This is a genomic window from Umezawaea beigongshangensis, from assembly GCF_016464305.1.
Classification (GTDB): domain Bacteria; phylum Actinomycetota; class Actinomycetes; order Mycobacteriales; family Pseudonocardiaceae; genus Umezawaea_A; species Umezawaea_A beigongshangensis.
Genome location: NZ_JAEIOJ010000001.1, coordinates 884498 through 905716, shown reverse-complemented (window position 1 = coordinate 905716; position 21219 = coordinate 884498). Strand labels below are relative to the sequence as shown.

The window sequence follows — 21219 nt, the reverse complement described above, 5'->3', positions numbered from 1 at the left end:
CCTAGTCGACGCAACGCACAGCTTGCTGCTGGACGGCCACGGATCGAGCACCGTCCAGTGCGACCACCTTGCCACTTCCGAAGCGCTGAGTCGGGCCGGGGGTCGCGGGCGCGGTCGTTCGCAGCAGTTGCGCCACGAACGCGCGGACCTGCTCCCGGTCGACCTGGACGATGCTCTGACCGCGCTCGCTGGTGGCGTTGACGTTCACGACCGGGATCGTCGCGAACTCGACGTTCCCGCCGGCGAGACCCTGGACCTGCTGGAGCAGCACGGTCGTGTTCAGCGTCTCGTCGACCACGACCGACCTGTTCACGGCCTCCAGCAGACCGTTCAGCCTGTCCTGGTCCACCAGGGTGCCCGCCGAGAACAGCTGCGACACGGCCGCCGACATGAACGCCTGCTGCCGGGCGATGCGCGACAGGTCGCCGTCGGGCAGGTTCTTGCGCTGCCGCACGAACGCCAGCGCGTCGCCGCCGGACACGCGCTGCACTCCCGCGGCGAAGTTCGCGCCGGAGTCGGGGTCGCTGGTGGCGCGGTTCAGGCACACCTCGACCCCGCCCACGACCTGCGTCAGCAGGTAGAAGCCGTAGAGGTTGACCTCGGCGTAGTGGTCCACCCGCACACCGGTGAGGTCCTGCACGACCTGCACGAGCACCCGGCGGCCCGCCTGGTCGGACCGCCTCTCCCGCTCGGCGGTGTCGGTGACGCCCTCGTCGCGCAGCTGCTGCCACGTCGCGGACTTGGTGAGCCCGTACGCGCCGTTGATCTTGTCGTCGGGCAGGCCGGGGATGGGCACGTAGGTGTCGCGCGGGACGGAGACCGCGTACGCCCGGCCACCGTCGTGCGGGATGCGCACCAGGACGATCGTGTCGGTGTTCAGGCCCTCCGCCGCCTCGGTGCGCAGCTGGCGCAGCACCTCGTCCGGCAGCGCGGCGCCCTGCGCGTCGGTGCGGCTGTCGCTGCCCACGAGCAGGACGTCGGTGGCGCCGTCGTCGGCGGGCGGCGCCGGGGGCAGCTCTTCCTCCAGCGGGTCGCCGGGCTGCACCAGCACGTCGGTCTTGTTCACGCTCCGGTCGACGCGCTGGAGCGTGGCCCAGCCGTACGCGGTGCCGGTGAGGACCGCGGCGGACAGCAGGGCCACCACCACCCTGCCGCTGGTCAGAGCTGCTCTCCTGGCGCGCGACGCGGCCACCGCGTCCTCCCCCCGACGTCGTTCCTCCAGGCTAACCGGCTGGTGAGCGGTACCCGGCGGGTTCGCGGCAGCCGGAGGGCCGGACGTGGGTCAGTTCACGCAGACCGGACCGCTCGCGGTCAGCGGAGGGGTCGAGGAGGTGGAGGGCGAGGTGCTCACCCCGGCGCTGCCGGCCGGAGCGCCCCCGGGGTCGGGGGCCTCGAAGGACTCGGAGCCGGGACCGGCGTAGTCGGTGCCGAGCCGCACGACGACCTCGCCGGGGTTGAGCGAGCCGTCGACGTCGGTGAGCACGCCGCCGCCCAGCGCCAGCACGACCTTCTTCGCGTCGGCCTCGCCGCCGGGGGAGTGCAGCACGGCGGTCGCCGGCTGGATCGCGCCGCTGTCCTTGACGCCCTCGGCGAAGCCCTTCTGCCCCAGCACGCCGAGGACGGTCCCGGCGAGTCCGCCGGTGTCGGAGGCGTTCACGACCGACACCGTCACGTTCGCGTTGTCCGCGGCGGTCGTGCTCGACGGCACGACGTCCTCCTCCTCTTCCTCCTTCTCCTCGCCCGCCAGGTCGGTGATGAACTGCTTCACCGCGGCGGGGTCGACCTCCAGCACGTCGCCCACGCCCGGAACCGACAGGTCGCCGACGATCGGGATGGTCCTGAACTGGATGTTGCCGCCGACGAGTCCGGACATCTGCTCGGCGAAGGTGGCGACGTCCCAGCCCTGGCTGAGGATCACCGACTTCTTGACCGCGGTCACGAGGTCGGAGAGCTTGTCGGTGTCGGTCAGCGTGCCGCTGGAGAGGACCTTCTGGGCGAGCGCGCCGATGAACGTCTGCTGCCGCACGATCCGGTCGAGGTCGCCGTTGGGCAGGTTCTTGCGCTGCCGCACGAACGACAGCGCCTGCGCGCCGCTGATGGTCTGCACGCCCTGCCGGAAGTCGGCGCCCGAGTCGGAGTCCTGCGTGTCGGCGTTCAGGCACACGTCGACGCCGCCGATGGCCTTGGTGACCTCGTAGAAGCTCGCGAGGTTCACCTCCGCGTAGCGGTCGATGGAGACCGAGCCGCCCGCGAGGTTCTCGATGGTCTTGATGAGCGTCTTGCGGCCGGCCGCCGCCGCCTCCGCGTCGATCTTCTTCTGGTCGGTCTCGCCCTGCTCGACCAGTTGCCCGGCCGTGGTGTTGCGCTGCGAGGCGAACGCCGCGTTGAGCCGCTGCATCCCGAAGTCGTCCGCGAGCTCGACGTAGGAGTCGCGCGGAAAGGAGATGGCGACGGCGCGCGTCCCGTCCACGGGGATGTGGACGAGGATCATCGTGTCGGTGTTCATCTCACCGTCGGGGATGCCGCCCTTGAGCATGTCCAGGGCCTCCTGCGACAGCGGGTTGCCCTGCGCGTCGAGTCGGCTGTCCATGCCGACGAGGAGGATGTCCACGGCGCCGTCGAGCGGCTTGCGGCCCGCTTCGGCCGCGATGGACGACGAGATCACGTCCGTCGTCGTCACGCCCTCGTTGAGGTCGCGGAGGAACGCCCACCCGTACCAGGTGACTCCGATCACTGCGGCCGACAGCAGCGCGACGAACGTGCGCACGGCGGCGACGAGTGCTCGCAGGGCCGTCGAGCGCTGCCGCGGTCCGGGGGCCGAGTGGTCGATCCCCCCTACCGCGAATGGCGGACTGCCGTCCACTCCGGTTCCTCCCAGTGCGCGCGTGACTGCGGGGTGTGTGCGGATCGCACCCGACGTGCGCGCTCACACTTCTTCTTATACGGGAGACGCTGTAACGACTTCGTGGGTTGCGCGCACCAACCCGTGAAAGACTGCCTCGGCGGGCAACGGGAGGAGCGGAAATGCGGGTGCTGGTGACGGGTGGGGCCGGATTCATCGGCTCGCACTACGTGCGCGGGGTGCTGTCGGGTGCGCATCCGGCCTTCGGCGACGCCGAGGTGGTCGTCCTCGACAAGCTGACCTACGCGGGCAACGAGGCCAACCTCGCCCCCGTCGCGGACAGCCGGCGGCTGCGGTTCGTCCGGGGGGACGTCTGCGACGCGTCGCTGGTCGCGGAGCTGATGGCCGGTACGGACGTGGTCGTCCACTTCGCCGCGGAGTCCCACGTGGACCGGTCGATCAGCGGCTCGGCGGACTTCGTGCTGACGAACGTGCTGGGCACGCAGACCCTGCTGCAGGGCGCGCTGGAGGCGTCCGTGGCGAAGTTCGTGCACGTCTCCACCGACGAGGTCTACGGCTCCGTCGACGAGGGCTCCTGGCGCGAGGACCACCCGCTGGAGCCCAACTCGCCGTACTCGGCGTCCAAGGCGTCCTCCGACCTGCTGGTCCGCGCCTTCCACCGCACGCACGGACTTCCCGCCTGCATCACCCGGTGCTCGAACAACTACGGTCCGTACCAGTTCCCGGAGAAGGTCTTCCCGCTCTTCATCACGAACCTGCTCGACGGCAAGAAGGTCCCGCTCTACGGCGACGGGCTCAACGTCCGCGACTGGTTGCACGTGGACGACCACTGCCGCGGCATCCAGCTCGTCGTGGAGGGCGGCCGTCCCGGCGAGGTCTACAACATCGGCGGTGGCACCGAGCTGACCAACCGCGAGCTCACCGAGCGGCTGCTGGAGGCCGTGGGGGCCGACTGGTCGTCGGTCGAGCCGGTCGCCGACCGCAAGGGTCACGACCGCCGCTACTCCGTCGACATCACCAAGATCGGCGCGGAGCTGGGGTACGCGCCGCGGGTGAGCTTCGAGGACGGGCTCGCGTCGACCGTCGCGTGGTACCGCGACAACCGGGCGTGGTGGGAGCCGCTGAAGCAGCGCGCCGCGCTGGCCGGGAGCTGAGCGCGGTGCCGATCGCGGTGCTGGTGCCGGGCGGGCACGGTCAGCTCGGGCACGACCTCGTGGCGCTCGCGCCCGGCGACGGCCTGGTCGACGCGCGGTCCTCGGCGGAGCTGGACGTCACCGACCGGACGAGCGTGGACGAGGGCGTCGCCGCCTTCGCCGCCGCCGCGCGCGACGCGGGACTGCGGCCGGTGGTGGTCAACGCCGCCGCGCACACCGCCGTCGACGTGGCCGAGACGGAGGAGCGGCGGGCGTTCCAGATCAACGCGGAGGGGCCGGCGCTGCTCGCCGCGGCGTGCGCCCGCGAGGACGTGCCGCTGATCCACGTCTCCACCGACTACGTGTTCCCCGGCGACGCGACGCGGCCCTACGAGCCGTCCGACGAGACCGGTCCGCGCTCCGCCTACGGCCGCAGCAAGCTCGCCGGGGAGCGGAGCGTGCTGGCCGGGTGGGAGCGCGCGTGGGTCGTGCGCACCGCCTGGCTGTACGGCGCGGCGGGGCAGAACTTCGTGAAGACCGTGGCACGCCTGGAGAACGAGCGCCCGAGGCTGTCCGTCGTGGACGACCAGCGCGGTGCTCCGACGTGGTCGCGCGACCTCGCCTCCGGACTGCTGGAGCTCGCCGACCTCGTCACGTCGGGCCGCGAGCCGCTGCATCGGGTCCTGCACGCCACGGGCTCCGGCGAGACGACGTGGCACGGCTTCGCGCGGGCGGTGTTCGAGGAGCTGGGCGCGGACCCGGCGCGGGTGGACCCGTGCTCCTCCGACGCGTTCCCGCGTCCCGCGCCGCGCCCGGCGTACTCGGTGCTGTCCGGGAAGTCCTGGGAGGAGGCGGGGCTCACCCCGCTGCGGCCGTGGCGCGAGGCGCTGTCGGCCTCGTTCGCCGCGCACGGAGAGGTGTTCCGGGTCAGTTCCAGGTGATCGCGCTGTTGCGCGCGGTCCCGTTGCCGCGCACCACGTCCAGCGCCAGCACCGTCGCGAGCACCAGCGCGCGCAGGGGGCCCGCGACGCCGGGGCGCACGTGCAGCACGTCGCGCCCCACCCGCTCACCGGCGCGATGAGCGACGGCGCGGCGCTCCAGCACGCCCGCCTCGGTGCCGTCGGCCGCCGTGAACCGGCCGGAGGGGAAGTCGAACGCGCCCAGCGGTGCGCCGGTGTGGTCGGTGATCGGGTAGTGCTTGCGGTTCGCCCGCTCGACCGAGCCCAGCACGCGGCCGTCCGCGCCGGTGACCCGGACGCGCGGGTGCAGCAGCGAGAAGCCCTTGTCGACGGTCAGCAGCGTCGCGCCGTCCGGCCGCCGCACGCTCAGCCGGAACGGGGTGCTGCCGGACAGCTGCGTCAGCCGCACCGGCCGGGTGAGCCGGGGGGCGCTCCGCTCGTCGACCGAGGCCAGGTGACCGTCACGCGTGTCGTAGACGTCGACGTGGTAGCGCGTCCGCAGGAGGAGGTTTCCCGCGGACCAGGGCTGATCGACGACGAGGGTTCCGGCGGTGAAGAGGTCCACGCGTTCGCAGCGTAGGCGATGCGCTGCACCGCGACGTCGCCGAGGCGTCCTCGGCATCGTCTCGCGAGGACTCGGTGCGCAGGCGCGTGGTCACACGACGTGGTCGCGACTGGGCCGATGGGGTGAGAAGTCTGGCAGGTGCGGTGCCGGGTGCGAGAACCTGCACGTCATGTCCGACAACGGGCGCAACCCCGATGCGACGAACGCCGACCGGGAGCGTCGGCGGTTCCTCCACTGCGCCGCTGTGATCAGCGGTTCCAGGCAGGTGTCCTGGAGCGTCATCAAGCGTCCCTCCCACGAGACGACGCGGAGAAGCTGACCCGAGAGCCCGACTCGCCGTGCTCGGACGCGCGACGCGCGGTCAGGCGTGAGCCCTCTCGTACGCCTGCACCGTCAACTCCGCCGTGCGGCGCCAGGTGAAGCCCGCCGCGTGGGTGCGGCGGGCCGCCTGGGCCACCGGGGACGGCGGCGTGGCCACCGTCCGGGTCAGAGCTCGGCCCAGCGCTTCCACGTCGCCCACCGGGACGTGCTCGGCGTGGCCACCGGCCACCTCGCGCAGGGCGGGCACGTCGCTGCACACCACGGGCACGTTGCAGGCCAGCGCCTCCAGCACGGGCAGGCCGAAGCCCTCGTCGCGGGACGGCAGCACCAGGGCGGACGCGCCCGCCACCACGCTGCGCAGGTCCGGCTCCGACAGGTAGCCGGTGCGGATCACGCGGTCGCCCGTGCTCCGGGTGCCGGGGCCGGCCAGGACCAGCGGCGGCAGGTCCGGGTTCTGCTCGTGCGCCGCCAGCAGCGTCCCCACGCCCTTGCGCGGGCCCATCGCGCCGACGAACAGCAGGTAGTCCTGCGGCAGGTGCAGTCGCGCGCGCAGCTCCTCCTGCGGTGGCCGCGCCGCGAACCACGCCGGGTCGACGCCCAGCGGTGTCACGACGATCCGGTCCCGCGGGACGCCGAAGCGCTCCTGCACGGTCTCCGCCACGGCCCGCGTGGGCGTGCAGACGACGTCCGCTCGCTGCGCGGAGCGCCGGACCAGCTCCGGGAGCCTGCGGTCCGACTGCGGCAGCTCGTGCGGGGCGTTCAGGAAGTCCAGGTCGTGGATGGTGACCACGCCACCGGCGCGCACCGACGGCGGCAGGACGAAGTTCGTGGCGTGCATGACGTCGGTGAACCCGGCCAGCAGCTCGACCGGTGGGAACGGGCCGCGCAGCCAGAACTGCCGCAGCAGCCGCGCCGACACGGGCAGGCCCAGCGCCTGCACGTCGTGCGGCAGCACCGTGCGCAGCGCGCGCCAGCCCCGCAGGGTGAACGCGACCGCGCGCACCTCGACCGCGTCGGGCATCGACGCCAGCTCCTCGGCCAGCGCGGCGGTGTACCGGCCGATGCCGGTGCGGTGCCCGAGCAGCGGGGTGCCGTCGAGCAGCACCCGCAGCGGCTTGTCACGACTGGCCATTCGCACCTCCGCGCAGCGTCGTGGACGCGATCCGGCGCAACCGGCCCGTGGCGCGCTTGGCCAGCTCGGTCGGGCCGCCCGCGTCCAGGTACTCCCTGACCAGGTTGAGGTCGCGCTGGATCTTGTCGCGCGAGGACAGCGGCGCGTTGCCCACCAGCGGCGCGGAACCGGGCAGCCGGTCGGCCGCCGGGCGCGGGTTGCGGCAGAACTCCACCAGCGGCGCGAGGACCGTCTCCCAGGTGAAGCGCTCGCGGACGCGCGCGATCCGCTCGCGGCACCCGCGCGCGAACTCCTCGTCGTACAGCACGCGCTCCATCGCCTCGGCCAGCGCGTCGGGGTCCTCCGGCGGCACGACGACGCCGAGGCGCTCCCGCTCCACCAGGTCGGCGAACGAGTCGCCGTCGGTGGTGACGATCGGCAGCCCGGCCCACAGGTAGTCCAGCACCCGCGTGCGGAACGCGAACGTCGTCTCGGCGTGGTCGAAGTGCGTGGTGACGCCGCAGTCGGCGTCCAGCAGCCAGTTCTGCCGCTGCCGGTAGGGCACCCACGTCTCGTTGAAGAAGACGTTGCGCCCGACCAGGTCGAGCTGCTCGGCGAGAACCCTGGTCCGCCCGGCGACGTCCATGTCGGGCACCTCGGGGTTGGGGTGCTTCATCCCCAGGAAGAACAGCTTCACCTCGGGCCGCCGCGTGGCCAGCTTCCCCACGGCGCGCACCAGCGTCAGCGGGTCGAACCAGCTGTAGACGCCACCGGCCCACAGCACGACCTTGTCGCTCGCCGAGATGCCCGGCACCACGTCCTTGATCGCGGGCGCGGTGCGCTGCGCCGGTGCGCCGGGCAGGCCGAACGGCACGACGGCGAGCAGCGAGCGGACCGTCGGGTCGTCGTCGTAGAGGGCCGGGGTGAGGCGGCCCAGCGACGCGAGGTGGCCGAGCCAGAAGTGCCGCTGCCGCTCCGAGGCGCACAGGAAGAAGTCACCGCGGCGCAGCTGGGTGTTGAGGACGCGCGTGACGCCCTCCAGGTCCAGCCCGCGCTGCTCGTCGGTGGCGTCCTTGCCCTGTTCCAGCAGTTCCAGGTGCATCGGGTCGTACACGTCGCAGACCACGATCTTGGTGGACGTGCGCTGCTTCAGCTCCGGCATCAGCTCCAGCCCGTGGCCCTGGAGCACGACCACGTCGGCCCAGGCCACGTGCGGCGTCAGGTCGCGGGCCTTCGCGCGCTCCACCGGGAACGACGACGCGGGCGGCGCGCACAGCGGGTTCGTCGTGACGAGCCGCACGTCGTGCTCCACCGACAGCACCTCGGCGGTGTGCCACGCGCGGATCGCCGGGCCCGCCATGCGCTCGGAGATCGCGTCGCCGGTGACGACCAGGATGCGGCGCGGCCGTCCGAACGCCTCCTGGAGGCCGAACACGTCCACCAGCACGTCGTGCGCCGCGAGGTAGCGCGGGAGCGGGTAGGCGGGCTCCATCGCCTTGCGCATCAGCGGGACGAGGTCGGTGTCGGTGCGCAGCCGCGCGGCCTGCTCGCGTGCGCGGGACGCGGCCAGCGAGGGCAGCAGCTCGACGAACTGGTCGATGGCGAGGAACCCGGCGAGCGCGTCGCGCGGCACGGGCACCGGAGCGTCGTCCTCCGCCGGGTCGGCGGGCCGGCGGGTGATCTCCAGCTGGGTGGGGTCGATCTCCCCGCGCGCGGTGGCTCGGCGCACGGCCAGCGCCAGCGCGGCGGGCAGCACCTTCGCCAGCGTCTCGTCGGAGAGGTTCTTGTAGAGCGCGGCGAGGGCGTTGCGCTCCAGCAGGTACAGCTCGCGGCTGGAGTGCACGGACGTCATCGACGCGTGGTGGCGGTGGTGGGTCAGCGACGTCGGCTCGTAGCGGACGCGCCAGCCGCGCAGGTTCAGCCGCCAGCCCAGGTCGACGTCCTCGTAGAACATGAAGAAGCGCTCGTCGAAGCCGCCCAGCTCGCGGTACAGGGAGGCGCGCACGAACATCGCCGATCCGGTGGCGAACAGCACGTCGCGCGGCGCCTCGTGGCTGCCGTCGTCGGGGGACCCCGCGTGCCGCTTGTAGCCCATGCCGAACCAGGTCAGGCCCGCGTCGACGAAGTCGACGTTCTCGCCGTCCCAGTCGAGGACCTTGCTCGCCACCGCGCCGACCGTGGGGTCCTCGCGCAGCACCCGCACGGCGGAGGAGACCCAGTCGGGATGCGCGCGGGCGTCGTTGTTGAGGAACGCGAGCACGGTGCCGTCCGCGTGCTCGGCCCCCAGGTTGCAGCCCCCGGCGAAGCCCAGGTTGACCGCGGACTCGACCACGAGCACACCGGGAACGGCGCGGCGGATCCGCTCGGCGCTGCCGTCGCCGGAGCCGTTCTCCACGCAGATCAGCTGGAGGCGGTCGGCCGGGTAGGCCAGCTCCTCGGTGAGGGAGCGCAGGCACGTCACCGTGTCCTCGGCCCCGCGGTAGTTCACCACGACGACCGACACCAGGGGCTGCGCAGCGGGTTCCCGCACTCGGAATCTCTCCTCGGACGTCGATCACAGGGTTGGGGTTAACCCTGCACCATCACTCTCCGCTGTGGGGACCGGATCTGGCGTGCGGACGGATCGAGTGGTGAACGCCACCCGGCGGCCGTGCCGGGGCCGGTCGGAGCAGTGCGGGCCGGGGCGCGCTCCCGGTCACCGGCGACCGGCCCACGCGCGCCACACCGCACCGCGTGACACGGTCGAGCGGCGGCCGATCACCCAGCGCTGCGCCACCGCGGCGGGGGAGCGCAGCCCGACCTCGGCGAGCACCCGCAGCCGCAGGCCGAGCCGGAAGTTGGCCGCGTCGGGCACCGCGGCGCCGCGCAGCCGCCGCACCGGCAGCGCCGCGGTGATCAGCGCGAACCGCGCGAGCTGGGCCAGCGTCACGGTCACCGGCGCGCAGCGCAGCAGCATCAGCAGCCGGTTCCGCTCGTTCCAGAGGTGGAACGGCGCCGAACCGGGCCGCGTGCTGGCGCCGTGCCGGTGCCGCACCCGCGCCGGGCCGACCGAGATCACCCGGTGCCCGGCCAGCCGCAGCCGCCACGCCGTGTCGGTGTCCTCGTAGTAGCAGAAGAACCCCGACGGCACGCCGCCGGCCGCCGCCAGCTCCGCGGTCCGCACGAGCGCGGCCCCGCCGCAGAAGCCGAAGACGTCGCGGCCCGCGACCAGCAGGTCCACGCCGTGCCCGTCCGCCGTCAGCGCGACGCCGACGGACTGCGTCGAGCCGTCGGTCAGCAGCACCGACGAGGTGGCCGCCGCCGCGCCGGGGTCGCCGTCGAGGGCGTCCTCCAGCGCGCCGAGCCAGTCCGGCTCCGGCACCGCGTCGTCGTTGAGCCACGCCACGTACGGGGTGCGCACCAGGGGCAGCGCCGCGGCCAGCCCGCCCGCGTACCCGGCGTTGCGCGGCAGCCGCAGCACGCGCGGCGTGCCGGGGTGCGCGGCGATCAGCTCGGCGGTGCCGTCGTCCGAGGCGTTGTCCAGGACGATCACCTCGTGCGGTCGCCGCTGGGCGGCGAGGGCGTCCAGGCAGGCCGTCACGTGCTCGCGCCCGCGCCACGTCACGACCACCACCGTGCTGACGATCGACACGGCGTGAGACGGTACGGCACGTGCCGGAGCTCGCAGTGCTGACCGAGCAGTTGCTCGCCCCCGTGCCGGGAGGCACGGGCCGCTACACGGCCGAGCTGGCGGCGGCGCTCGCCGGGTGCGCGCCGCCGGGCTGGACCGTCACCGGCGTCGTGAGCAGGCACGCCGACCTCGACGCCGCGCGGATACCCGGTGTCGAGGGACCGCGCGTGCTGCCGCTGCCGCGCCGCGCCCTGATCGCCGCCTGGGACCACGGGGTGCCGCTGTGGCCGGGCGGCGACTCGGTGCACGCCCCGACACCGCTGGCCCCACCGGCGAAGCGCGGGCGCACCCTGGTCGTGACGGTCCACGACACCGTGCCGTGGACGCACCCGGAGACCCTCACGCCGCGCGGCGTCGCCTGGCACCGCAGGGCGATCGGCCGGGCCGTGCGCGCCGCGAACGCGGTCGTCGTGCCCACCGCGGCCGTCGCGCGGGAGCTGCTGCTGCACGCGCCGGGCCCGGCCGGGCTGCACGTCGTCGGGCACGGGCCGTCGGCCGCGCTGGCCGGGGACCGCGCCGACGTGCCCGGCCTGCCCGACCGGTACGTGCTCGCGATCGGCACCGTCGAACCCCGCAAGGGCCTGGACGTGCTGGTGCGCGCGATGGCGGAGCTGACCGAGCCGCTCGTGGTCGTGGGCCCGGCCGGGTGGGGCGGGGTCGACCTGCGGGCCGTCGCCGCCGAGCACGGACTGCCCCCGGAGCGGCTGCGCCTGCTGGGGCGGCTGGACGACGCCGAGCTGGCGACCGTCCTGCACCGCGCGACGGTGCTCGCCGCGCCCAGCCTCGCCGAGGGCTTCGGGCTGCCCGTGCTGGAGGCGATGGCCGCGGGCGTGCCGGTCGTGCACTCCGACGCTCCCGCGCTGACCGAGGTCGCCGGGGGCGCCGGGGTGGTCGTGCCGCGCGGGGACGCCGCCGCGCTGGCGGCCGGGCTGCGCGGTCTGCTGGCGGACCCCGAGCGGGCCGCGCGGGCGGTCGCGGCGGGGCGGCGCAGGGCGGCGGAGTTCAGCTGGGCGGATGCCGCGGCACGGGTGTGGGACCTGCACGCGGGTGTGATCCGGTAGACAGCCGCGTCCGCCGATCCGGGCCAGATCGCGTCTCCGCCGCAGTACCCTCTGTCCCCGTGCCCTCCGTCGAACCGAGCGTGCTGATCGACGCCACCGCGGTACCCACCGATCGTGGCGGGGTCGGCAGGTACGTCGACTCCCTGGTCGGTGCGCTGGACGCGGACGGCGCCCGGATCGCGGTCGTCTGCCAGTCCAGGGACGCCGACCTCTACACGAGGATCGCGCCGAACTCGCGGGTGCTCGTCGCCTCGGACTCGGTCGCCACCCGCACCGCGCGGCTCAGCTGGGAGCAGACGACGCTGCCGCGCATCGTGCGCAGGCTCGGCGTGGACGTGCTGCACTCGCCGCACTACACGATGCCGCTGGCCTCGCCGGTCCCGACGGTCGTCACCCTGCACGACGCCACGTTCTTCACCGACCCGGTCCTGCACTCCTCGGTGAAGGCCCGCTTCTTCCGCGCGTGGACCCGCGCGTCGCTGGCCAGGGCCGCGCTGTGCGTCGTGCCCAGCCGCGCGACCGCCGGCGAGCTCGCGCGCGTCGCGCGGGCCGACCCGCGCGCGCTGCACATCGCCCAGCACGGCGTGGACACCGACCGCTTCCACCCGCCGACGGCGGAGGAGGTCGCCGAGGTCCGCCGCACGCTCGGGCTCGGCCGCACGCCGTACGTGGCGTTCCTCGGCGCGCTGGAGCCCCGCAAGAACGTGCCCGCGCTGATCCGCGGTTTCGCGCAGGCGTGCCGCGGCAGGGCCGACGCGCCCGCGCTCGTCCTCGCCGGGCAGCCCGGCTGGGACGGTCAGGTCGAGCACGCGCTCGACGCCGTCCCGCACCGCATCCGCGTCCTGCGCGCCGGTTACGTGCCGTTCGACCAGCTCGCGGGGTTCCTCGGCGGTGCCGAGCTGGTGGCCTACCCCAGTCTCGGCGAGGGCTTCGGCCTGCCGGTGCTGGAGGCGATGGCGTGCGGCGCCAGCGTGCTCACCACCCGCCGCCTGAGCCTGCCCGAGGTCGGCGGGGACGCCGTGGCGTACTGCGGGGTGGGCGCGGGTGACATCGCCGCGGCGCTGACCGACCTGCTGGACGACCCCGCCCGGCGGACGGCCCTCGCCACCGCCGCGGAGGCCCGCGCCAAGGAGTTCTCCTGGGCGACGAGCGCTCAGGAGCACCGCCTGGCCTACGCGCGCGCCGTGACCCGGCAGGCCCGCCGGCGCTGAGCGCGACGGCCGGTCGCGGTCGATCACCACGTGCACCACGGCCACGCCCGAGCGTGCACAATGTGCCACCGTGACGGAACCGAAGCGCTACGGCGACGACCTCGCGGTCGTGACCGTGACCTACTCGCCCGGTGAGACGCTCGACCTCTTCCTGGAGACGCTGGCCAAGGCCACGAGCAGGCCGGTGCGGGTGGTGCTGGCGGACAACGGCTCCACCGACGGCGTCCCGGAGAGGGCCGCGGCCGAGCGCGAGGACGTGGTGTTCCTGCCGACCGGGGAGAACCTCGGCTACGGCGGCGCGGCGAACCGCGGCGTCGCCGACCTGCCACCGGACGTCGGCTGGGTCGTGGTGGCCAACCCGGACCTGGAGTGGGGACCCGGCTCGCTGGACGCCCTGCTGGAGGCCGCCGGGCGCTGGCCCCGCGGGGGCGCGTTCGGGCCGCTGATCAGGGAGCCGAACGGCGAGGTGTACCCGTCGGCGCGGCTGCTGCCGTCGCTGGGCCGCGGCATCGGCCACGGCGTGTTCGCGAAGGTGTGGCCCGCGAACCCGTGGACCAGGGAGTACCGGCAGGAGAAGGCCGTCGTCGCCGAGCGCGCCGCCGGCTGGCTGTCCGGCTCGTGCCTGCTGCTGCGCCGCGAGGCGTTCGACTCGGTCGACGGCTTCGACTCGCGCTACTTCATGTACTTCGAGGACGTCGACCTGGGCGACCGGCTCGGCAGGGCGGGCTGGCTCAACGTGTTCGTGCCGGGCGCGGAGGTCGTGCACATCGGCGGTCACTCCACCGGCCGCTCGTCGGCCAGGATGCTCGCCGCGCACCACAGCAGCGCCTACCGCTACCTCGCCGACCGCCACCGCGGGCCGCAGTGGGCCCCGCTGCTGCTCGCACTGCGCGTCGGACTCGGCCTGCGGCTGAAGCTGCTCACACGTCGCCGCTGAGGCGCTGGGACAGCGTGTTCTGCCGGTTCGGCTCCGCGCTCCCGTTCAACCGCTGCGACAGGCTCGGCCGGCCGGTGTCGGTCTGCTGCACGGTCGGCACGAGCCCCTGCACCGGCTGCTCCTTGCGCTGGGGCGCGGCGGGCTTCTGCGGCTGACCCGGCTGCTGCTGGGGCGCCTGCGCCCTGACGGGCTGCGGTTGACCCGGCTGCTGCTGACCGGCCTGCTGCTGGCCCGGCTGCTGCTGGCCCGGCTGCTGGGGGGCCGGGGCCGCCTGCGGGGGCTGCCCGGCCGCGGTCCGCGCCGACAGGACCATCGTGGAGTCCGGGTCGAGGCCGCGCGGGTCCACCGCGGCCACGACGGACCTGGGGATCTGCTGCGTCGCGGACGAGTCCATCGGCGAGGTCATGTTGTCCGGCGTGACGACGTGCAGGCCGCGTGCTCGGGCACGGGCGAGTACTGCGTCGGCCCGGTCGCGGGGGTCCATGCGGATCTCTCCTGCGTTCCCTGAGGCCGGCTGAGGGGCCGGCGTTGCTACGTCGCCCGCCAGCGGGCGCGACACCGGACGTGCCGGTCGACTCCTGCTGACGTGGTGCTCCTCCGCAAGAGTATTACCCACGGCAGCCTCCGGTAAGAGGACCGGGTGATCTCGTGTCCCTCCGGCATCGGCGCGGTGGCCGAACGCCCCGGCCGCGGTTGCCCGGCCGCACCCGCCCCGGCCCGCTCCGCGCGGCAGTTCGCGAGGTGCTTTCACGAACTGGACCACCGCGCTGCGCAATGGGCCGGACACCCTGAGCGCGGTGGTGATCACGTGATCACCACCGGTGGACCGAGCGTTCGTCCGCCGGGTGCCGAGGAATCGGTACGACGATTCGCGTTCGCGATTCCACCCGATTTCGGCGGTGGTCGTTCCGCCGTGCGGATCACCCGTCAGATGAACCGCTCGGCGTTGTTCTCGCGCAGTCCGCTGATGACCTTCTTGATGTCCTGCACCCGGTCCCGCTTGCACACGAGCACGGCGTCCTCGGTGTCGACGACGATCAGGTCCTTGACGCCGACGAGGGCCACCGCCCTGCCCCGGCTGGGCAGCACGACGACGTCCGAGCTGTCGACCGAGACGATCTGCCGGTCGTCCCCGGCCTCCGTGCCACCGGCCACGGCGATGGAGATCACCGAATCGGTCACCTCGGTGCCGAGGACCTCCGCCAGCGTCTCGAAGTCGCCGATGTCGCTCCAGCCGAAGTCGCCCGGCACGGTCGCGACCAGGCCGTCCTCCGCGGCGGGCTCCATGACCGCGTACTCGACGGCGACCTTCGGGATGGTCGGCCACAGCCGCTGCAGGACCTCGTCGCGGTCCTCGGTGTCCCAGCTCGCCGCGATCTCCAGCACGGGCCCGGCGACGTCCGGGCGGCGGGCGGTGAGCTCGTCGAGGAAGCGGCTCACCCGCCACACGAACATGCTGGCGTTCCAGAGGTACTTCCCGGAGTCGACGTACCTGGTGGCGACGTCGAGGGAGGGCTTCTCCTTGAACTCCAGGACCCGCTGCAACCGGTCGTTCTCCACCGGCTCGCTGCACCGCAGGTAGCCGTAGCCGGTCTCCGGCCTGGTCGGGGTGATCCCGATCGTCATCAGGTAGCCCTGCTCGGCGCCCTCCACGGCCTTGCCCACCACGCGGTCGAAGACCGCCGTGTCGCGGATCAGGTGGTCGGCCGCGAAGGAGGCCATGATCGCGTCCGGGTCCCGCTGGGCGATGACGGCCGCGGCCAGCGCGATGGCCGGGCAGGAATCCCGCGCCGACGGCTCGACGAGAATGTTCTCCACCGGCAGGGACGGAAGCTGGCGGGCCACTCCCGCCGAGTGCGCCGAACCGGTCACGACGTACACCCGATCAGCGGTCGCGAGCGGTTCCAGTCGTGCGAACGTCGCTTCCAGAAGTGAATTCCGCGTGCCCGTCAACGGGTGCAGGAACTTCGGATTGCTGGCGCGTGACAACGGCCACAGTCGTGTACCGCTACCGCCTGCGGGAACAACGACGTGCAAGTTTTCGTGTGACAACGAGAACCGTCCCTCGACTCTTCCGCAACCGGATTCGGGCCACTGTAGCCGAGCGGTGTCGTACGGTCTGCCGGTGACGGAAAGCCGCTCGTGCCGTTCCTGGCGCCCTCCGCACGCGCTCGACGTGGCGGCCGTGCTCGACCCCCTGTGCCGCGGCGCGGCCGATCCGACCTTCCGCGCCGACCACTCCGGCGGGCTCTGGCTGACCGCCACCACGCCCGCCGGGAGCGGCACCGCGCACGTCCGCCGGGACGGCTCCGGCGACGTGCGCGCGCGGGCGTGGGGCGACGGCGCGGACTGGTTGCTCGACGGCCTGCCCGCGCTGCTGGGCGCGTCCGACACGGCGTTCGGCGACTTCGAACCCCACCACCACCCGCTGGTGCGCGCCACCCACCGGCGCGCGCCGGGACTGCGGCTCGGCGCGACCGGGCGGGTGTGGGACGCGCTGGTGCCCGCGGTCCTGGAGCAGAGGGTCACCGTCGTGGAGGCGCACCGGTCGTGGCGCGAGCTGTGCCGCCGCTTCGGCGCTCCGGCCCCCGGACCGGCCCCGGAGGGGATGCGCGTGCCGCCCACGCCGCACGCGCTGCTGCGCGTCACCGACTGGGAGTGGCACCTGGCCGGGGTGGACGCCACGCGCCGCCGCACGCTCGTCGCCTGCGCGCGGGTGGCGCACCGGCTGGAGCGCGCCGCCGTGCTGGGCGGCGAGGAGGGACGGCGGCTGCTGCGGCTCGTGCCCGGTGTCGGCGCCTGGACGGCGGCCGAGGTGGCGCAGCGGGCCTGGGGCGACCCGGACGCGGTCAGCGTCGGCGACTTCCACCTGTCCACCGTGGTGGGCTGGGCACTGGCCGGCCGTCCGCTGGACGACGACGGGATGCTGGAGGTCCTCGCCCCGTACGCCCCGCAGCGGCACCGGGCCGTGCGCTACGTGCGGGCCTCCGGCTTCCGCCGTCCGCGCTTCGGCCCGCGGACCGCCGTCCGCGACCACCGGGCCGTCTGACCCCGACGGTCAGCGCAACCGGGCGAGGGCCGCCTCGATCATCGGGACGAGGTCGTCGACGTTCGACGGCAGCGAGTCGAGCGGCCACCACTGCAGGTCGTCGGACTCGGCGCTGCGCACGGGGCGCGCGCCCACCGGGGCGCGCACCAGGAACCGCACGTCGAAGTGCCTGGTCGGCTTGCCCAGCGAGCACGTGATGGGGTGCACCTCCAGGTGGATCGGCCGCGGCTCGATGCGCAGCCCGGTGATCCCGGACTCCTCGGTGGCCTCCCGCAGCGCCGCGCCGAGCAGCGTCTCGTCGTCCGGCTCGCAGTGCCCGCCGAGCTGGAGCCAGCGGCCCACGCGCGGGTGCAGCGTCAGCAGCACGTGCTCCGCCGCGGCGTCCAGCACCACGGCGGACGCCGTGACGTGACCGGGCTCGCAGGAGCGCAGGCACCCGTCCTCGCGCGCAGCCAGGAACCCCAGGTACGCGTGGCGCAGCGCCTCCTGCCCCGGCTCGCCGGGGTTCCAGCCGCTCAGCACCGAGACGGTGTCGGCGTGCAGGCTCACAGTTCGACCAGTCCTTCGTCGGGATCGCGCGGCGGTCGCGGCGCGAGCGGCTCCTCCGGGTGGCCGACGGCGACGGCGCCGAGCGGCTCCCACTCCTGCGGCAGGTCGAGCACCTCGCGCACGACGCCGGCGCAGAAGATCGTCGACGACACCCAGCACGAGGCCAGGCCCTCGGCGGCGAGCGCCACCAGCAGGCCCTGCACGGCGGCCCCTCCGGCGACGGTGAACATCGTCTTCTCGGCCTCGGAGCGGCGCGCGTCGGGGTAGCTGTGCGCGCCCTCGCGGACGAGGAACGGCAGCACCAGCTCCGTGGCACCCCACAGCAGGTCGCCCCGGCGCACCCGCCGCTCCACGCGCTCCTCCGGCAGCCCGTCGGCGCGCAGGTCGGCCCGCCACGCCTCGCGCATCGCCGTCAGCAGCCGCGCGCGGCGCTCGCGGTCGCGCACGTGGACGAAGCGCACGGGACGGGTGTGGTGCGGCGCGGGCGCGGTCAGCGCGGCCCCGACGGCGCGGCGCAGCGCGTCCGCGTCGACCGGCTCACCGGTGAACGTCCGCACCGACCGGCGCAGCAGCACGGCCTCCGCGCGACCGCGCGCGGTGGCCTCCGCCGTGCCGAGGCTGAACAGGTCCTCCTCGACGGGCCGGGCGAGGTCGCGCGCGGTGGAGCCGTCGTCGGTCACCGGCAGCCCGCGCAGCACCGCAGCGGGCGTCGCGCCGAGCTTGCCCTTCACCAGGTCGGCCGCGCCCGCGATCTCGTCCGCGACGGCGACCTCGGTCACCAGCAGTTCGTTGCCCTGCCGGTCGACCTGACCGGAGTAGCGGTGCAGCACGGACAGCCCGGCCGAGCCGATGGCCACGTCGGTCTGGCCGACCCGCCACGCCCGTCCCATCGTGTCGGTGACGACCACGGCCACCGTCACGCCGAGCAGGTCGCGCAGGGCGTCGCGCAGCGCGGCGGCCGAGGCGTCGGGCCGCTCGGGCAGCAGGGCGATCTCGCCGCGGTCGACGTTGGAGGCGTCCACCCCGGAGGCGGCCTGCACGACGCCCAGCCCGTTCTGCGTGATGAGCGTGCGGCCCCTGCGGGCCAGCACGCGGACGGCCTCCTCCTCGACCCACCGGCGGCGGATCGCGTCGCGCTGCTCCGGGTCGTCGGGCACGGCGACGAGCCGTCCCTCCACCTTGGAGAGCACCTTGCTGGTCACGACGAGGACGTCGCCGTCGCGCAGCCACGGGGCCGCGGCCGCGACGGCTCCCGCGAGGTCGTCACCGGGCCGGAACTCGGGCAGTCCCCGGACCGGCAGCAGTTCGATCCGCCCCGGCGCGGCGTGGTCAGCCAACGGGAGCTCCCGCGAGTTCGAGCGCGGCGCGCGCCATCGCGGCGGTGGCCGGCACGTCGGTCATCAGCAGCGGCACGGCGCGCACGGCGACGTTGGGCACGTCACCGGTCTCGCCGCTGTGCACGAGCCAGCCGTCGAGCAGGCCGTCGTCGGAGCACTGCCGCGAGCCGTAGTGGCGGCCCACGGCGTCGGCGGTGCTCTCCACCCCGATGGCGCTCAGGCAGGCGTCGGCCATCCCGCGCAGCGGCCTGCCGCCGATGATCGGGGACACGCCGACGACACCGGCGGAGGTCTTGCGCAGCGCGTCGGCGACGCCGGGCACGGCGAGGATCGTGCCGATGCTCACGACCGGGTTGGACGGCGCGACGAGCACGGCGTCCGCCCCGGCGACGGCCTCCAGCACACCGGGTCCCGCCGTCGCCTCGTCGGCACCGACGGAGGCGAACGACCTGGCCGGGATCTCGGCGCGGTGGCGCACCCACCACTCCTGGAAGTGGATCGCCCTCGGCTCGCCGGTCTCCGGGTCGTCGATCACGACGTGGGTCTCCACGCGGTCGTCCGACATGGGCAGCAGCCGCACGCCGGGCTTCCAGCGGGCGCACAGGGCCTCGGTGACCGCCGAGAGCGGGTACCCGGCGTTGAGCATCCTGGTCCGCACCAGGTGCGTGGCCACGTCCCGGTCGCCCAGCCCGAACCACGTCGGGTCGGCGCCGTAGGCGGCCAGTTCCTCCTTGACCTTCCAGCTCTCGTCCGCGCGGCCCCAGCCGCGCTCGGAGTCGATCCCACCCCCCAGGGTGTACGTGCAGGTGTCCAGGTCCGGGCAGATGCGCAACCCGTGCATCCACACGTCGTCACCGGTGTTCACCACCGCGGTGACCTCGTGCTCGGACTCCCCGGCACCCACCGGGGGCAGCCCCAGCGCAGCCTTGACACCCAGCAGGAACCGCGCCCCGCCGACTCCACCCACCAGTACGACGACCTTCACGGATCGTGATCCTCGCACGGGCGGGTGAAGCTCACGTCGTCAGCGCCAGAACAGGAAGTTGCTCTGTCCGAGCGCCGCCGCGTACCGGTCGCCGCCCAGCAGCTCGAACACCGAGAACGCCAGGTCGAAGAACAGCGAGCCGACCGACGGCAGGCCGATCAGGACGGCGAACAGGACGAGCGGCGCCCACGGCCGGGCCTTCGCGCCGAACGCCTGCGCCTGTGGCGAGGTCCACGGCTCGATCGCGCCCCACCCGTCCAGGCCGGGCACCGGCAGGACGTTCAGGACGAACGCGATGATCTGCACCATCGCCAGGTAGGACAGCGCGTGCGCGAGCGCGCCGGTCGGCGAGAACAGGACGACCGCGCCGATCAGCAGCCCGCCGAGCGCGAGGTTGGTCAGCGGCCCGGCGAGCGAGACCATCGACTCGACCCGCTTGTCGCGCAGCGCGTGGTGGTTGATCCACACCGCGCCGCCGGGCAGCGGGATGCCGCCGAAGGCCAGCAGGACCAGCGGCAGCACGATGCTCAGCACCGGATCGGTGTAGCGGCGGATGTCCAGGCTGAGGTAGCCCTTGTGCACGACGGAGTGATCACCGCCGCGGAACGCGACGTAGGCGTGGCCGAACTCGTGCAGGCACAGGGACGTCGCCCAGCCGCCCAGCACGAACAGGACCGTGCCGCCGATCCGGGCGGCCCCGGACTCCAGCAGGGTCAGGGCGGCGCCCGCCGCGGTCACCGCGAGCAGGCCGAGGAACAGTGGACTGGGTCGCACCGCTGATCGCTTCACCCCTCCAGTGTGGCGTGTCCGGAAAGCGGCCCGTAGACCGTCCGGGAACCCGTGCCCCGGACGCCCTCGCGTGTACTCACCCTCCGTGCCGTCGGTCAAGCTGTTCGCGGCCGTTCGCGCGAATATCCCCCGACGTGTGGACTCCGCTTGACCCCCTGCTGTGACGCAGGTGTAATCACATCGGTGTCATTCGTCGTTGTGGGAACGGCGCGTGGTGTCCGCCAACCGGGGAGAGCGGAAGGCGAGGAGGCGGACGGATGCAGGAAATCGACGGGGGTCGCGCTGTGGAACCGGGGGAGAGTTCGACCCGGGAGTCGGGATTGTTCTCCGACCTGTTCGACGCGACCGACGAACAGGACTGGCAGGAGCGCGCCCTGTGCGCGCAGACCGACCCCGAGGCGTTCTTCCCCGAGAAGGGGGGGTCGACCAGGGAGGCCAAGCGCATCTGCCTGGGCTGCGAGGTGCGTTCCGAGTGCCTGGAGTACGCCCTCGCGCACGACGAGCGCTTCGGCATCTGGGGCGGACTGTCCGAGCGCGAGCGGAGGAAGCTCAAGAAACGCGCGGTGTGACGAGATCGACCCGTCGGTGGGAGACGGATTTGATCAAGTTCGAGTGACGACCGCAAAACGAGCCGTTCATCCGTCATAACGTGTCGGCGAACACGTTCGACATGACGAAG

General features: G+C 73.7%; 19 protein-coding genes. 7 read left to right on the top strand and 12 right to left on the bottom strand.

Annotation, left to right across the window (positions count from 1 at the left end; all coding sequences use genetic code 11):
* Position 1: 1 nt before the first annotated feature.
* Together IMZ35_RS04180 and IMZ35_RS04175 are read right to left on the bottom strand one after the other, a co-directional pair.
* Entirely contained in the window at positions 2 to 1192 is a 1191-nt protein-coding gene (locus tag IMZ35_RS04180) for an LCP family protein (protein ID WP_307867744.1), read from the bottom strand.
* A gap of 90 nt (positions 1193 to 1282) precedes the next feature.
* Positions 1283 to 2767 carry an LCP family protein gene (locus tag IMZ35_RS04175; RefSeq protein WP_307867742.1) on the bottom strand — a complete coding sequence of 495 codons (1485 nt, stop codon included), beginning with the start codon at positions 2765 to 2767 and terminating at the stop codon, positions 1283 to 1285.
* A 257-nt stretch (positions 2768 to 3024) separates the two neighbouring features.
* Between IMZ35_RS04175 and rfbB the strand changes: the two genes are divergently transcribed.
* Entirely contained in the window at positions 3025 to 4017 is a 993-nt protein-coding gene (gene rfbB, locus IMZ35_RS04170; protein ID WP_199439472.1) for a dTDP-glucose 4,6-dehydratase, read from the top strand.
* Positions 4018 to 4022: 5 nt separating this feature from the next.
* Positions 4023 to 4937, top strand: a complete 915-nt coding sequence (gene rfbD / locus IMZ35_RS04165) for a dTDP-4-dehydrorhamnose reductase (protein ID WP_438816814.1) — start codon at positions 4023 to 4025, stop codon at positions 4935 to 4937.
* Here the strand turns inward: rfbD and IMZ35_RS04160 are convergent.
* From IMZ35_RS04160 to IMZ35_RS04145, 4 genes are all read right to left on the bottom strand, one after another.
* Positions 4924 to 5520, bottom strand: a complete 597-nt coding sequence (locus IMZ35_RS04160) for an LURP-one-related/scramblase family protein (RefSeq protein ID WP_199439471.1) — start codon at positions 5518 to 5520, stop codon at positions 4924 to 4926. The genes rfbD and IMZ35_RS04160 overlap by 14 nt on opposite strands.
* Positions 5521 to 5881: 361 nt before the next feature.
* The gene (locus IMZ35_RS04155) at positions 5882 to 6973 is read right to left on the bottom strand and encodes a glycosyltransferase family 4 protein (RefSeq protein WP_199439470.1); all 1092 of its coding nucleotides are present in this window, start codon (positions 6971 to 6973) and stop codon (positions 5882 to 5884) included.
* A complete protein-coding gene (locus IMZ35_RS04150; RefSeq protein ID WP_307867740.1) occupies positions 6960 to 9482 on the bottom strand; it encodes a glycosyltransferase in 2523 nt (840 codons plus the stop codon). Before IMZ35_RS04150 ends, IMZ35_RS04155 begins: the two co-directional genes overlap by 14 nt.
* Positions 9483 to 9647: 165 nt before the next feature.
* Positions 9648 to 10583, bottom strand: coding sequence for a glycosyltransferase family 2 protein (locus tag IMZ35_RS04145; protein WP_307867739.1), 936 nt, complete (start codon positions 10581 to 10583; stop codon positions 9648 to 9650).
* A gap of 20 nt (positions 10584 to 10603) precedes the next feature.
* On the opposite strand from IMZ35_RS04145, the gene IMZ35_RS04140 reads away from it, so the two are divergent.
* From IMZ35_RS04140 to IMZ35_RS04130, 3 genes are all read left to right on the top strand, one after another.
* Entirely contained in the window at positions 10604 to 11683 is a 1080-nt protein-coding gene (locus IMZ35_RS04140) for a glycosyltransferase family 4 protein (protein ID WP_199439469.1), read from the top strand.
* 80 nt (positions 11684 to 11763) lie between these two features.
* Positions 11764 to 12894: a glycosyltransferase family 4 protein gene (locus tag IMZ35_RS04135; RefSeq protein ID WP_199439656.1), complete on the top strand. Its 1131-nt coding sequence runs from the start codon at positions 11764 to 11766 to the stop codon at positions 12892 to 12894.
* A gap of 70 nt (positions 12895 to 12964) precedes the next feature.
* Positions 12965 to 13831: a glycosyltransferase family 2 protein gene (locus IMZ35_RS04130; RefSeq protein ID WP_199439468.1), complete on the top strand. Its 867-nt coding sequence runs from the start codon at positions 12965 to 12967 to the stop codon at positions 13829 to 13831.
* Here the strand turns inward: IMZ35_RS04130 and IMZ35_RS04125 are convergent.
* Both IMZ35_RS04125 and IMZ35_RS04120 read right to left on the bottom strand, forming a co-directional pair.
* Complete coding sequence (locus IMZ35_RS04125; protein ID WP_199439467.1) at positions 13815 to 14315, bottom strand: hypothetical protein; 501 nt, start codon at positions 14313 to 14315, stop codon at positions 13815 to 13817. The genes IMZ35_RS04130 and IMZ35_RS04125 overlap by 17 nt on opposite strands.
* A 443-nt stretch (positions 14316 to 14758) precedes the next feature.
* Positions 14759 to 15868: a mannose-1-phosphate guanylyltransferase gene (locus IMZ35_RS04120; protein WP_267876998.1), complete on the bottom strand. Its 1110-nt coding sequence runs from the start codon at positions 15866 to 15868 to the stop codon at positions 14759 to 14761.
* 88 nt (positions 15869 to 15956) lie between these two features.
* On the opposite strand from IMZ35_RS04120, the gene IMZ35_RS04115 reads away from it, so the two are divergent.
* Positions 15957 to 16880 (top strand): DNA-3-methyladenine glycosylase family protein, encoded by a 924-nt coding sequence (locus IMZ35_RS04115; RefSeq protein WP_199439465.1) that lies wholly within the window; start codon positions 15957 to 15959, stop codon positions 16878 to 16880.
* 9 nt (positions 16881 to 16889) lie between these two features.
* On the opposite strand, the gene IMZ35_RS04110 is transcribed toward IMZ35_RS04115, so the two are convergent.
* The 4 genes from IMZ35_RS04110 to IMZ35_RS04095 are packed head-to-tail and all read right to left on the bottom strand — an operon-like array spanning position 16890 to position 20540.
* Positions 16890 to 17429 (bottom strand): NUDIX hydrolase, encoded by a 540-nt coding sequence (locus IMZ35_RS04110; protein ID WP_199439464.1) that lies wholly within the window; start codon positions 17427 to 17429, stop codon positions 16890 to 16892.
* The gene (locus tag IMZ35_RS04105; RefSeq protein WP_199439463.1) at positions 17426 to 18766 is read right to left on the bottom strand and encodes a coenzyme F420-0:L-glutamate ligase; all 1341 of its coding nucleotides are present in this window, start codon (positions 18764 to 18766) and stop codon (positions 17426 to 17428) included. Before IMZ35_RS04105 ends, IMZ35_RS04110 begins: the two co-directional genes overlap by 4 nt.
* On the bottom strand, positions 18759 to 19751 hold the full coding sequence (gene cofD / locus IMZ35_RS04100; RefSeq protein ID WP_199439462.1) for a 2-phospho-L-lactate transferase: 993 nt from the start codon (positions 19749 to 19751) through the stop codon (positions 18759 to 18761). The genes IMZ35_RS04105 and cofD overlap by 8 nt, the downstream gene beginning before the upstream one ends.
* 39 nt (positions 19752 to 19790) lie before the next feature.
* Entirely contained in the window at positions 19791 to 20540 is a 750-nt protein-coding gene (locus IMZ35_RS04095; RefSeq protein WP_199439461.1) for a site-2 protease family protein, read from the bottom strand.
* Between the two features lie 257 nt (positions 20541 to 20797).
* Here IMZ35_RS04095 and IMZ35_RS04090 point away from each other — a divergent pair, with 257 nt between their 5' ends.
* Positions 20798 to 21109 (top strand): WhiB family transcriptional regulator, encoded by a 312-nt coding sequence (locus IMZ35_RS04090; RefSeq protein ID WP_229369298.1) that lies wholly within the window; start codon positions 20798 to 20800, stop codon positions 21107 to 21109.
* Positions 21110 to 21219: the final 110 nt, after the last annotated feature.

Coding starts and splice junctions, on each gene's coding strand:
- rfbB (WP_199439472.1), top strand. CDS start 3,025: ATGCGGGTGCTGGTGACGGGTGGGGCCGGATTCATCGGCTCGCACTAC.
- IMZ35_RS04155 (WP_199439470.1), bottom strand. CDS start 6,973: ATGGCCAGTCGTGACAAGCCGCTGCGGGTGCTGCTCGACGGCACCCCG.
- IMZ35_RS04125 (WP_199439467.1), bottom strand. CDS start 14,315: ATGGACCCCCGCGACCGGGCCGACGCAGTACTCGCCCGTGCCCGAGCA.
- IMZ35_RS04090 (WP_229369298.1), top strand. CDS start 20,798: ATGCAGGAAATCGACGGGGGTCGCGCTGTGGAACCGGGGGAGAGTTCG.